The organism is Citrobacter sp. Cpo221 (assembly GCF_030332345.1).
GTDB classification, from domain to species: Bacteria; Pseudomonadota; Gammaproteobacteria; order Enterobacterales; family Enterobacteriaceae; genus Citrobacter; species Citrobacter portucalensis.
The window spans coordinates 23908-36216 of record NZ_JAOWIA010000049.1 but is presented as its reverse complement, the minus strand read 5'-3'; the positions used below and the strand labels follow the sequence as shown (position 1 = coordinate 36216).

The 12309-nt window shown below is 51.2% G+C and carries 11 protein-coding genes; 10 read left to right on the top strand and 1 reads right to left on the bottom strand.

Annotated features, from left to right (window positions below):
* Nucleotides 1-41 precede the first annotated feature (41 nt).
* The gene (locus OGY72_RS10150; RefSeq protein ID WP_032934495.1) at nucleotides 42-1625 is read right to left on the bottom strand and encodes a TerC family protein; all 1584 of its coding nucleotides are present in this window, start codon (nucleotides 1623-1625) and stop codon (nucleotides 42-44) included.
* A 655-nt stretch (nucleotides 1626-2280) separates the two neighbouring features.
* Between OGY72_RS10150 and OGY72_RS10145 the strand changes: the two genes are divergently transcribed.
* The 10 genes from OGY72_RS10145 (at nucleotide 2281) to gmd (ending at nucleotide 12308) form a co-directional block, all read left to right on the top strand.
* Nucleotides 2281-3420, top strand: a complete 1140-nt coding sequence (locus OGY72_RS10145) for a polysaccharide export protein (RefSeq protein WP_003834266.1) — start codon at nucleotides 2281-2283, stop codon at nucleotides 3418-3420.
* Nucleotides 3421-3425: 5 nt separating this feature from the next.
* Nucleotides 3426-3875 carry a low molecular weight protein-tyrosine-phosphatase Wzb gene (gene wzb / locus OGY72_RS10140; protein WP_148361772.1) on the top strand — a complete coding sequence of 150 codons (450 nt, stop codon included), beginning with the start codon at nucleotides 3426-3428 and terminating at the stop codon, nucleotides 3873-3875.
* Nucleotides 3872-6034, top strand: a complete 2163-nt coding sequence (gene wzc / locus OGY72_RS10135; protein ID WP_286547735.1) for a tyrosine-protein kinase Wzc — start codon at nucleotides 3872-3874, stop codon at nucleotides 6032-6034. Before wzb ends, wzc begins: the two co-directional genes overlap by 4 nt.
* A gap of 72 nt (nucleotides 6035-6106) precedes the next feature.
* Nucleotides 6107-6949 (top strand): colanic acid biosynthesis glycosyltransferase WcaA, encoded by an 843-nt coding sequence (gene wcaA, locus OGY72_RS10130; RefSeq protein WP_000206145.1) that lies wholly within the window; start codon nucleotides 6107-6109, stop codon nucleotides 6947-6949.
* Nucleotides 6950-6951: 2 nt separating this feature from the next.
* Nucleotides 6952-7440 (top strand): colanic acid biosynthesis acetyltransferase WcaB, encoded by a 489-nt coding sequence (wcaB, locus tag OGY72_RS10125; RefSeq protein WP_069219544.1) that lies wholly within the window; start codon nucleotides 6952-6954, stop codon nucleotides 7438-7440.
* Nucleotides 7437-8654 carry a colanic acid biosynthesis glycosyltransferase WcaC gene (gene wcaC / locus OGY72_RS10120; RefSeq protein WP_069219545.1) on the top strand — a complete coding sequence of 406 codons (1218 nt, stop codon included), beginning with the start codon at nucleotides 7437-7439 and terminating at the stop codon, nucleotides 8652-8654. The genes wcaB and wcaC overlap by 4 nt, the downstream gene beginning before the upstream one ends.
* Nucleotides 8629-9846 carry a colanic acid polymerase WcaD gene (gene wcaD, locus OGY72_RS10115; RefSeq protein ID WP_020996654.1) on the top strand — a complete coding sequence of 406 codons (1218 nt, stop codon included), beginning with the start codon at nucleotides 8629-8631 and terminating at the stop codon, nucleotides 9844-9846. The genes wcaC and wcaD overlap by 26 nt, the downstream gene beginning before the upstream one ends.
* A gap of 5 nt (nucleotides 9847-9851) precedes the next feature.
* Nucleotides 9852-10598 carry a colanic acid biosynthesis glycosyltransferase WcaE gene (gene wcaE / locus OGY72_RS10110; protein WP_149281544.1) on the top strand — a complete coding sequence of 249 codons (747 nt, stop codon included), beginning with the start codon at nucleotides 9852-9854 and terminating at the stop codon, nucleotides 10596-10598.
* Nucleotides 10599-10607: 9 nt separating this feature from the next.
* Nucleotides 10608-11162, top strand: a complete 555-nt coding sequence (gene wcaF, locus OGY72_RS10105) for a colanic acid biosynthesis acetyltransferase WcaF (RefSeq protein WP_003834258.1) — start codon at nucleotides 10608-10610, stop codon at nucleotides 11160-11162.
* Between the two features lie 24 nt (nucleotides 11163-11186).
* The gene (gene gmd / locus OGY72_RS10100; RefSeq protein WP_003036748.1) at nucleotides 11187-12308 is read left to right on the top strand and encodes a GDP-mannose 4,6-dehydratase; all 1122 of its coding nucleotides are present in this window, start codon (nucleotides 11187-11189) and stop codon (nucleotides 12306-12308) included.
* The last annotated feature ends 1 nt before the right edge of the window (nucleotide 12309 follow it).

Genomic DNA, 12309 nt, shown 5'->3' with positions numbered 1-12309 from the left:
ATATTGCCGGATGGTGGCTAATGCCCCATCCGGCTCGTGACTTACACCTCGTAATCCATCTCTTCTTCTCCGTGTAGCGGTATCAGCTGGACCTTTTGCACGCGATGATTTTCCACCTGCAGGGTTTTTAGCCGATAGTCGCCAACCTGGACTTCCTCCCCGGTTTTCGGGATGCGCTGCAAATACTCCATTAACAGCCCGGCAATGGTGTGATACTCACGCTTTTCGTCTAACGGGATAGGGACGTACTGCACCAGGTCTTCCAGCGGCATATGTCCGTTAGCGGTCCACGAACCATCGGCGTTTTTCTGAATATCATGGCGGGCGTCGATTTCCTCTACCTCGTTTGGCAGATTGCCGGCGATGGTTTCCATCACATCACTCAGCGTCACAATCCCTTCGACGGAACCAAATTCATCGGCTACAAACGCGAAATGCGTGCGGGCATTACGGAACTGCTCAAGCGCCGGAAGCAGCGGCAGAGTTTCTGGGAACACCAGCGGCTGGCGAATCAATACGCGCAGGTCGAGCGGCTCGCCGCGCAGAGACTGTTGCAGCAAATCGATGACATGCACCACGCCCAGCAGTTCCTCCTGCTCGTCTTCGCCAGTGACCACCAGACGCGTATGCTGGTTTTTTTCCAGTAAGGCGCGGATTTCTGCTTCGGGCGCATTGAGGTCGATATGTTCAATATCGTGGCGCGAGGTCATGATACTGCTGACGGTACGCTGATTGAAGTTCAGCACACGTTCAATCATCCGCCGCTCCTGAGGCGCAAAAATTTGACCTTCATGATGATCCGCCAGCATCGCCGCGGTTTCGGCATCCAGTTCAGCATCTTCTTTTTGCCCGCTCAGCAGTCGCATTACCGCCTCGGCGGTGCGCTGGCGCAGAGTATGGTTGGCTGAGAGGAAGCGACGACGGTTAAAAATAGCCAACTGGTTCAATGCTTCGATCATGACCGAGAAGCCGATGGCCGCGTACAGGTAACCTTTCGGGATATGGAAACCAAACCCTTCGGCCACCAGACTGAAACCAATCATCAGCAGGAAGCTCAGACACAGAATAACAATAGTTGGATGGCTGTTAACAAAGCGCGTCAGCGACTTGCTGGCCAGCAACATCAGGCTGATGGCAATAATGACTGCCGCCATCATCACCGCCAGGTGATCGACCATGCCAACAGCGGTAATGACGGAATCCAGAGAGAAGATGGCGTCCAGCACCACGATCTGCGCGACCACCCCCCAGAACTTAGCGCCTTTACGCTGGGTGGGGTTATCGCTGTCTTTCCCTTCCAGCCGTTCGTTGAGCTCCATGGTGGCTTTAAACAGCAGGAAGAAACCACCGAACAGCATGATCAGATCGCGGGCGCTGAAGCTGAGATCGCGAATGCTGAACAGCGGCGTGGTCAGCGTTACCAGCCAGGATATTGATGCCAGCAGCAGCAGGCGCATAACCATCGCCAGCAGTAGCCCGGTAATACGCGCCTTATCCCGCTGGGCAGGAGGCAATTTCTCCGCGAGGATGGCAATAAAAACAAGATTATCAATGCCAAGAACAAGTTCGATCACGATTAACGTGACCAGTCCGGCCCAGATTGACGGATCGGCAATCCATTCCATAGTAAATGCTATACCCATAGTTGTATGACAATTGTCACAATTCGATCATGGGTAAAACTGGCGAAAAATGCAATGGCGAGAAGGGATTTCTCTGTCGGTTATATCAGAACAAACGCAGGATAATAGCCTTAATGTAACTACAGGAAATGATTTTATTAATCTAAACATATTTAGGAAATATCGCAGGTGGAATATTTCTATATCAATATTGTCAATATCAATAAAATCCTAAAAATATATAAACCCGACGCTTAATATTAATCTTAAAAGCCGGGTATCGGCGGTTTGTTATCTTGCCTGATATTCGCATAGCTGCAACAATTCTTGCGGTAATAATCAAAAGATAAATATTTCCTCATCAATCAGTGACGCCATTCCCGATGCGTTAACGCTGTAAAAGTGATGAAAATAAAGGAGAAGATAAAAATCTAAATTAATCAGTGCATTGGTAGCTAGTGAAGCCAGGGGCGGTAGCGTGTCTGGTCGCCTGAAACAAGCCTAAATTATTCTGTCAAGAGACCGCAGATGAATACATTTTTTTTAGGATTGATGCCAGTTAAATTCCATTTCAATTAACGGCAAGGTAAATACGTACAGGCGAAGTCGCTATTTAGATTGCATGTGATAAATACTCTGCCAAAGTGATAAATAATCAATGATGAAATCCAAACTTAAATTGATGCCAGTATTGGTATCGGTGATCTTGATAAACGGTTGTACCGTGCTTCCGGGCAGCAATATGTCTACGATGGGCAAAGATGTGATTAAACAGCAGGACGCTGATTTTGATATCGATCGCATGGTGAATGTTTATCCACTCACGCCACGGCTGGTCGAACAATTACGTCCTCGACCAAATGTTGCACAGCCTAATATGTCGCTGGACCAGGAGATTTCCGGATATCAGTACCGGGTCGGCCCGGGGGATGTCCTGAATGTGACCGTCTGGGACCATCCTGAACTCACCACGCCAGCCGGGCAGTACCGTAGCTCAAGCGATACCGGCAACTGGGTGCAGCCTGATGGCACCATGTTTTACCCCTACATCGGCAAAGTCAGCGTGGTAGGGAAAACGTTGGCAGAGATTCGTAGTGATATTACCGGGCGCTTAGCGAAGTACATTGCTGACCCGCAGGTGGACGTTAATATCGCCGCTTTCCGCTCGCAGAAGGCCTATGTCTCCGGGCAGGTGAACAAATCCGGCCAGCAGGCCATCACCAACGTGCCGCTTACCGTTCTCGATGCCATTAACGCCGCTGGTGGTCTCACCGAGGCAGCAGACTGGCGCAACGTTGTGCTGACTCATAAAGGGCAGGAGCAACGTATTTCACTGCAAGCGCTGATGCAAAATGGCGACCTGAGCCAGAACCGTCTGCTCTATCCTGGCGACATTCTGTTTGTTCCGCGTAATGACGATCTGAAAGTCTTCGTAATGGGGGAAGTGAAAAAACAGAGCACCCTCAAAATGGACTTCAGCGGCATGACGCTTACCGAAGCGCTGGGCAATGCCGAAGGTATTGACCTGACCACCTCCAACGCCAGCGGCATTTTCGTTATTCGACCATTGAAAGGCGAGGGCGGGAACAACGGCAAGATCGCCAATATCTATCAGCTTGATATGTCCGATGCGACGTCGCTGGTGATGGCAACATCATTCCGACTTCAGCCATACGATGTGGTGTACGTCACTACCGCGCCGGTTGCTCGCTGGAACCGTTTGATCAATCAGTTGCTGCCGACTATTAGCGGTGTTCGCTATATGACGGACACGGCCAGCGACCTTCACAACTGGTAATCATCATGTTTAACAAAATCTTAGTTGTCTGTGTGGGGAACATTTGCCGTTCCCCGACGGCAGAGCGCTTGTTAAGGCAATTTCATCCGGCGTTAACGGTCTCTTCTGCCGGTCTTGGGGCGTTGGTGGGGAAAGGCGCGGATCCGTGCGCCATTAGCGTGGCGCAGGCGCACAACTTGTCCTTGGATAATCATTGTGCCCGGCAGATCACGGGACGAATGTGCCGGGAGTATGACCTGATCCTGACCATGGAAAAGCGCCATATCTCTGCCCTGTGTGAAATGGTGCCGGAGATGCGCGGCAAAGTGATGCTTTTTGGGCACTGGGACAGCGAGCGCGAAATTCCCGATCCGTATCGTAAAAGCCGTGATGCGTTTGACGCGGTGTACGCATTACTTGAACGGTCTGCCCGCCAATGGGCTCAGGCACTGAACGCAGAGCAGGGAAAACAATGACAGAAAAAGTAAAACAGTCTGCTGCGCCGGTAACGGGCAATGATGAAATCGATATTGGTCGTTTGGTCGCAACGGTGGTGGAAGCCCGCTGGTGGGTTCTTGGCATTACCACGGCTTTTGCATTGTGTGCCGCGGTCTACACGTTGTTCGCCACACCCATCTACAGTGCGGACGCGCTGGTGCAAATTGAGCAAAATACCGGAAATTCACTGGTGCAGGATATTGGCTCGGCGTTGTCGAACAAACCTCCGGCCTCAGAAGCGGAAATTCAGCTCATTCAGTCACGACTGGTATTAGGGAAAACGGTAGACGATCTCAACCTTGATATCGCCGTTACCAAAGATACGTTCCCCATTTTTGGCGCGGGCTGGGATCGGCTGATGGGGCGTCAGAACGAAACGGTTAACGTGACGACCTTCATGCTGCCAAAGGCAATGAATGAACAGACCTTCACGCTCAATGTGCTGAATGACACAAGCTATCAACTGGTGAGTGACGGGGGTTTTAGCGCCCGGGGGCAAGTCGGCAAGGTGTTGGAACACGATGGCGTGACGATGCAGGTTGAGGCAATTCATGCCAGCCCGGAGAGCCAATTTACCGTCAGCAAATTCTCCACGCTGGGCATGATAAACACCCTGCAAAATAATCTGATGGTAGCGGAAACAGGCAAAGATACCGGCGTATTAAGCCTGACCTTTACCGGCGAAGACCGCGAGCAAATCCGCCAGATCCTCGACAGTATTACCCGCAACTATCTGCAACAAAACGTGGAACGTAAATCCGAAGAGGCCGCCAAAAGTCTGGCGTTTCTGGCAAAGCAACTGCCTGAGGTGCGTAATCGGCTGGACGTTGCTGAAAACAAGCTGAACGCCTTCCGTCAGGATAAAGACTCCGTGGATTTGCCGCTGGAAGCCAAAGCGGTGCTGGATTCGATGGTGAACATTGACGCTCAGCTGAATGAACTGACCTTTAAAGAAGCGGAGATTTCCAAGCTGTTCACCAAAGCGCATCCGGCGTACCGCACGCTGCTGGAAAAACGTCAGGCGCTGGAAGATGAGAAAAGTAAGCTGAACGGGCGCGTAACGGCGATGCCGAAAACACAGCAGGAAATTGTTCGCCTGACGCGTGATGTGGAGTCCGGTCAGCAGGTCTATATGCAGTTGCTGAACAAACAACAGGAACTGAAGATTACCGAGGCCAGTACGGTCGGCGATGTGCGCATTGTCGATCCCGCGATTGCCCAGCCAGGCGTACTGAAGCCGAAAACGGCGCTGATTATTCTCGGCAGTATCATTCTCGGTTTGATGCTTTCCGTGGTGGGCGTACTGCTGCGTTCTCTGTTTAATCGCGGTATTGAAAGCCCGCAGGCACTGGAAGAGCATGGTATCAGCGTGTATGCCAGTATTCCGCTGTCCGAATGGCAAAAAGCACGTGATAACGTTCAGACCATTAAAGGTGTGAAACGCTACAAGCAAAGCCAGCTGTTGGCCGTGGGTAATCCAACCGATCTCGCCATAGAAGCGGTCCGCAGCCTGCGTACCAGCCTGCACTTTGCCATGATGCAGGCGCGTAACAATGTATTGATGCTGACCGGCGTCAGCCCGTCGATTGGCAAAACGTTTGTCTGCGCCAACCTGGCGGCAGTCATCAGCCAGACCAATAAACGCGTGCTGTTGATCGACTGCGATATGCGCAAAGGCTATACCCACGAACTGCTGGGGACCAATAACGACAACGGCCTGTCTGAGATCCTCATCGGCAAAGGGGATATCTCATCCAGCGCCAAACCGACATCGATTCCGCATTTTGATCTGATCCCTCGCGGTCAAATCCCTCCCAATCCTTCCGAGCTGCTGATGAGCGAGCGTTTCGGCGAACTGATTGCCTGGGCCAGCTCGCACTATGACCTGGTGCTGATTGACACTCCACCAATTCTGGCGGTGACCGATGCGGCGATTGTTGGCCGTCATGTCGGCACCACGCTGATGGTGGCGCGTTATGCGGTCAACACGCTGAAAGAGGTGGAAACCAGCCTGAGTCGCTTCGAGCAAAATGGCATTCAGGTGAAAGGGGTGATCCTCAACTCGATCTTCCGTCGTGCCAGCGGGTATCAGGATTACGGCTACTACGAATACGAATATACGTCGGATGCGAAATAAATCACCAACCCTGCCGGATGCGGCAAAAACGCCTTATCCGGCCTACAAAAGCGTATCTATCCGGAAACGAAAATGACGACAGAAAACCCGCTAATTTCAATTTATATGCCAACCTGGAACCGCCAGCAGCTGGCCATTCGGGCGATTAAATCGGTGTTGCGCCAGGACTACCCTCACTGGGAGATGATCATTGTGGATGATTGCTCTTCCTCATATGAGCAGTTGCAGCAGTTTGTTGAGGAACTCAACGATCCGCGCGTGTCGTATACACATAATTCCACCAACTCCGGGGCCTGTGCGGTGCGTAATCAGGCCATTATGCAGGCCAACGGGCAATACATTACGGGGATTGATGATGATGATGAATGGACGCCGAACCGCCTGAGCGTGTTCCTGCAGTATCGGCATCAACTGGTCACACGGGCGTTTCTGTATGCCAATGACTATGTCTGTGAGGGAGAAGTGTATTCGCAGCCGACCAGTCTGCCGCTCTATCCGAAGTCCGTTTATTCACGCCGCAGGTTTTATAAGCGCAACATCATTGGTAATCAGGTATTTACCTGGGCATGGCGGTTTAAAGCATGCCTGTTCGATACCACGCTGAAAGCGGCGCAGGATTACGACATCTTCCTGCGCATGGTGGTGGCGTATGGCAAACCGTGGAAGGTCAAAGAGGCGACGCAGATCCTGCATGTGAATCACGGCGAGATGCGTATTACCTCATCGCCGAATAAATTCTCCGGCTACTTTCAGTTTTACCGCAAGCACAAAGGCAAATTTGACCGGGCCAGCAAGAAATATCAGTTGTTTACCCTCTATCAGATCCGCAACAAACGGATGAACTGGCGCACGCTGCTGACGCTGCTTTCTGTTCGCAACAGTAAGCGTCTGGCCGACGGACTGCGAGGACGCTAATTATGCTGGAAGATTTACGCGCGAACGGTTGGAGTCTGCGCCCCTGCTGCATGGTGGCGGCCTATCGGATTGCCCATTTTTGCTCCGTCTGGCGTAAAAAAAACATCATAAACAACCTGTGGGCCGCCCCGGTGCTGGTGATGTATCGCTTTATCACCGAGTGCCTGTTTGGCTATGAAATTCAGGCTGCTGCATCAATTGGTCGTCGTTTCACCATCCATCATGGCTATGGGGTGGTTATCAATAAACACGTGGTGGCGGGGGATGATTTTACCCTACGCCACGGCGTCACTATCGGCAATCTTGGTGCCAACGATCCATCCTGTCCGGTCATCGGTAACGGCGTTGAGTTGGGGGCCAATGTCACTCTGCTCGGCGACGTTGCTATTGGCGATAACGTGACGATTGGCGCCGGGAGCGTTGTGGTGGATAGCGTCCCGGACAATACGCTGGTCGTGGGTGAGAAGGCACGGGTGAAGGTAATAAAATGAAGATATTACAGTTTAATGTCCGACTCGCAGAAGGTGGGGCGGCAGGCGTGGCGTTAGATTTGCATCTGAGGTCGCTGGAAAAAGGGCTGTCGTCGCGATTTGTCTATGGCTATGGCAAAGGCGGTAAAAAAAGCGCCAGTCATGCGAATTTCCCGCAGGTTATCAAATATACGCCGCGCCTGACGTCGGCGGCGAACATTGCGCTGTTTCGTTTCGCGAACCGCGACATGTTTGGCAATCTCAACAAGTTATATCGTGAAGTTACCCGCACCTCCGGCCCGCTGGTACTGCATTTTCACGTGTTGCACAGCTACTGGTTGAACCTGGAAGAGGTGGTGACCTTTTGCCAAAAAGTGAAGGCGCATAAACCGGATATCACTTTCGTCTGGACGCTGCACGATCACTGGAGCGTGACCGGGCGCTGTGCCTTTACCGATGGCTGCGAAGGCTGGAAAACGGGCTGTCAGAAATGCCCAACGCTCAGCAACTATCCGCCGGTAAAAGTCGATAAAGCCCATCAGCAGTTGCCCGGTAAGCGGCAGATGTTTCGCGCCATGTTGGCGCTGGGTTGCCAGTTTATCTCGCCCAGTCAACATGTGGCCGACGCATTCAACAGCCTGTATGGTGTGGGACGCTGCCGTATTATCAATAATGGCATTGATGTGGCAACTGAAGCCATTCTTGGCGAACTGCCCGCGATGCCTGCGGAGAGCGGTCGGCCGAAAATTGCCGTGGTGGCTCATGACCTGCGCTATGACGGCAAAACCAGTCAACAACTGGTGCGAGCGATTGCCGCGCTTGGGGACAAAATTGAGCTGCATACCTTCGGCAAATTTTCGCCATTTGCGGGAGATAACGTCATCAACCACGGTTTTGAGAGCGATAAGCGCACGTTGATGAGTGCGCTTAACCAGATGGATGGACTGGTGTTCAGCTCCCGTGTCGATAACTACCCGCTGATTCTGTGCGAAGCACTTTCCATCGGCGTACCGGTAATTGCTACACACAGCGATGCCGCGCAGGAAGTGCTGGCTAAATCAGGCGGCAAAACGTTCAGCGAAGCGGATGTATTGCAGCTGGTGCAGCTGAAAAAATCAGACATTGCGCAGGCGGTATTTGACACGTCCCTTACCGCGTTCAGCCAGCGCAGTCGGGTGGCATACAGTGGGCAACAGATGCTGGAGGAATATGTCTCGTTCTATCAGAATCTGTAGCTATCTGGTGCTACCGCTGCTTTATCTGCTGGTTAACGTCAAACTTGCCCAGCTTGGCGAGAGCTTCCCGATAACCATCGTCACGTTCTTGCCCGTTCTGCTGTTGCTGTTTGTCGAGCGCATCAATATCAAAAAATTAATGATCGCACTGGGCGTGGGGGGCGGGCTGACGGCGTTTAACTACCTGTTCGGTCAATCACTGGATGCCAGCAAGTACGTAACGTCAGCGATGCTGTTTGTTTATACCGTGGTGATTATTGGCATGGTGTGGAGTATTCGCTTCAAAACCATTTCACCGCATAACTATATTAAGATTTTGCGTTTTTTCTGGCTGGTGGTGGGACTGGTGGTGGGGTTAGCTGCGGTTGAAATGGCGCAGATAATTCTCAGCGGCGGCAGCAGTTTAATGGAAGTTATTTCGAAATATCTTATTTACAGTAACAGCTATGTTCTGAACTTTATTAAGTTTGGTGGGAAACGTACCACTGCGCTCTATTTTGAACCGGCATTCTTCGCTCTGGCGTTAATCTCAATTTGGCTCAGTATCAAACAGTTTGGTATCAAAACACCTAAATCCGATGCTATGATTCTGGCAGGGATAATATTATCAGGATCGTTTTCAGGGGTAATGACGTTTATTTTGTTTTATCTCCTGGAGTGGGCGTTCCAGTACCTGAATAAGGATGCGATAAAAAAGAAGCTACCACTGGCGATAATCTCATTAAGCGTGTTTTTAGTTGGTGTGATATTTGCGTTTCCGTACATCGCAACGCGGCTTGGTGATTTAGGAACTGAAGGTTCGTCATCGTATTATCGTATCGTAGGACCATTAGTGATGGTCGGTTATTCGTTACTGAACGTTGATGGCGTAGTGAGATTTGGCTCACTTTATGAATACGTCGCGTCATTCGGAATTTTTAACGGTGCAGATGTCGGTAAAACAATAGACAATGGTTTGTATCTGCTGATTATTTATTTTTCATGGTTCGCGGTGATATTAGCCCTATGGTACATGGGGAAGGTCATGAAAATGATGATCAATGCGTTTGGCGATAATCAGAATTATCGGGTGCAGCTTTATCTTTTTACGCCGTTATCACTGTTTTTTACAGGTTCAGTATTTAGTCCGGAATACGCGTTTTTAATTGTGTGTCCGTTTATATTGCGCAAGGCGCTGAATATCGCGAGGTAACTCACATGCTGCTCAGTATCATTACCGTCGCCTTTCGCAATCTGGAAGGGATCGCCAAAACTCACGCATCGCTGGCACATCTGGCGCAAGCGGGTGATATCAGTTTTGAGTGGATTGTTGTTGATGGCGGCTCCTCGGATGGTACGCCGGCGTTTCTTGAAGGGCTCAGTGGGGAACACCGGTTACGGTTTGTTAGCGAGCCGGATAACGGCATCTATGATGCGATGAACAAAGGTATCGCGATGGCGCGCGGGCGGTTCGCGTTGTTCCTCAACTCCGGGGATATTCTGCATGCGGATGCGGCACATTTTATCCGCCAGTTAAAAACGCAGAGCGACCAAACCATGGTCATTGGCGATGCGTTGCTGGATTTCGGCAATGGCAACAAAATTAAGCGCCGGGCAAAACCAGGTTGGTATATTTATCACAGCCTGCCCGCCAGCCATCAGGCGATATTCTTTCCGCTCTCAGGATTGAATGTCTGGCATTATGATTTGCAATATAAAATATCGTCTGATTACGCGTTGGCAGCCCAATTATACAAGTCCGGTTACGCTTTTAAAAAGCTGAGCGGGTTGGTATCGGAGTTTTCCATGGGCGGAGTGTCAACGACGAATAATCTGGAATTGTGTCGGGATGCCAAAAAAGTACAGCGCCAGATATTACACATGCCAGGTTTTTGGACCGGATTGTCAGAATATTTACGTCTGCGCACAACTGGTAAAACTAAAACCTTATATGGGAAAACGTAAGGGCATAGTATGCAAGATTTAAGCGGATTTGAAGTGCCTGGAGGTTTTCGCGGCGGTGGCGCTATTAAAGTGCAATTATGGTGGGCAGTGCAAGCAACATTATTTCGCTGGTCTCCACAGGTCATGTATCGCTGGCGTGCATTTTTATTACGAATGTTTGGCGCAAAAATAGGAAAAAACGTAGTCATTCGGCCTTCAGTAAGAATTACTTATCCGTGGAAATTAACCCTGGGAGATTATGCCTGGGTGGGTGACGACGCGGTTTTATATACGTTAGGTGATATTACGATTGGCGCCCACGCGGTTATTTCGCAAAAAAGTTATTTATGCACCGGGAGTCATGATTATGCCAGTCAACATTTTGATATTAACGCCACGCCGATTGTGGTTGGCGCTAAATGCTGGTTGGCGACAGATGTCTTTGTCGCGCCTGGCGTGACGATTGGCGATGGCACCGTCGTTGGAGCACGAAGCAGCGTATTTAAATCGCTGCCAGCAAATGTCATTTGTCGGGGAAATCCCGCAGTAGTCACGCGCGAACGCGTCGAGAAAGTTACTCCCTGAGGGGATCACTGAAGAGGTTATAACATGTCAAAAGTCGCTCTCATTACTGGCGTAACCGGGCAGGATGGTTCTTACCTGGCAGAACTCCTGCTGGAAAAAGGGTACGAAGTACACGGTATTAAGCGTCGCGCTTCATCATTCAACACCGAACGTGTGGACCACATCTACCAGGATCCGCATTCAGGCAATCCCAAATTTCATCTGCACTATGGCGATTTGACCGACTCCTCCAACCTGACCCGTATTTTACAGGAAGTCCAACCGGATGAGGTCTATAACCTGGGCGCCATGAGCCATGTCGCGGTGTCGTTTGATTCACCGGAATACACCGCAGACGTTGATGCGATCGGCACCTTGCGTTTGCTGGAGGCGATCCGCTTCCTTGGTCTGGAGAAAAAGACCCGTTTTTATCAGGCGTCCACCTCTGAGCTGTACGGTCTGGTACAGGAAATCCCGCAGAAAGAGAGCACGCCGTTCTATCCGCGCTCGCCGTATGCCGTTGCCAAGCTGTACGCCTACTGGATAACCGTCAACTACCGCGAGTCTTACGGGATGTATGCCTGTAACGGCATTCTGTTCAACCACGAGTCTCCGCGCCGCGGCGAAACCTTTGTTACTCGCAAAATTACCCGGGCGATCGCCAACATCGCTCAGGGGCTGGAGTCTTGCTTGTACCTGGGCAACATGGATTCACTGCGCGATTGGGGGCATGCCAAAGATTACGTCAGGATGCAGTGGATGATGCTGCAGCAGGATAAGCCGGAAGATTTCGTGATTGCCACCGGCGTGCAGTATTCCGTGCGCCAGTTTGTAGAAATGGCGGCCGCTCAGCTGGGGATTAAATTGCGCTTTGAAGGTGAGGGCGTGAATGAGAAAGGCATCGTGGTTTCTGTGACCGGACACGATGCGCCGGGGGTGAAACCCGGGGATGTCATGATTGCCGTTGATCCGCGCTACTTCCGTCCGGCTGAGGTGGAAACGCTGCTGGGCGATCCGGCCAAAGCCCATGAAAAACTGGGCTGGAAACCGGAAATCACACTGCGCCAGATGATCTCGGAAATGGTTGCCAACGATCTTGATGCGGCGAAGAAACATTCCCTGCTCAAGTCGCACGGTTACGAGGTCGCTATCGCGCTGGAGTACTAAG

Excerpts from the sequence above, each read along its gene's own strand:
- OGY72_RS10150 (WP_032934495.1), bottom strand. The coding sequence starts at position 1,625 with ATGGAATGGATTGCCGATCCGTCAATCTGGGCCGGACTGGTCACGTTA.
- gmd (WP_003036748.1), top strand. The coding sequence starts at position 11,187 with ATGTCAAAAGTCGCTCTCATTACTGGCGTAACCGGGCAGGATGGTTCT.
- wzc (WP_286547735.1), top strand. The coding sequence starts at position 3,872 with ATGACAGAAAAAGTAAAACAGTCTGCTGCGCCGGTAACGGGCAATGAT.
- wcaD (WP_020996654.1), top strand. The coding sequence starts at position 8,629 with ATGTCTCGTTCTATCAGAATCTGTAGCTATCTGGTGCTACCGCTGCTT.
- wcaC (WP_069219545.1), top strand. The coding sequence starts at position 7,437 with ATGAAGATATTACAGTTTAATGTCCGACTCGCAGAAGGTGGGGCGGCA.
- wcaE (WP_149281544.1), top strand. The coding sequence starts at position 9,852 with ATGCTGCTCAGTATCATTACCGTCGCCTTTCGCAATCTGGAAGGGATC.
- wcaA (WP_000206145.1), top strand. The coding sequence starts at position 6,107 with ATGACGACAGAAAACCCGCTAATTTCAATTTATATGCCAACCTGGAAC.
- OGY72_RS10145 (WP_003834266.1), top strand. The coding sequence starts at position 2,281 with ATGATGAAATCCAAACTTAAATTGATGCCAGTATTGGTATCGGTGATC.
- wcaB (WP_069219544.1), top strand. The coding sequence starts at position 6,952 with ATGCTGGAAGATTTACGCGCGAACGGTTGGAGTCTGCGCCCCTGCTGC.
- wcaF (WP_003834258.1), top strand. The coding sequence starts at position 10,608 with ATGCAAGATTTAAGCGGATTTGAAGTGCCTGGAGGTTTTCGCGGCGGT.
- wzb (WP_148361772.1), top strand. The coding sequence starts at position 3,426 with ATGTTTAACAAAATCTTAGTTGTCTGTGTGGGGAACATTTGCCGTTCC.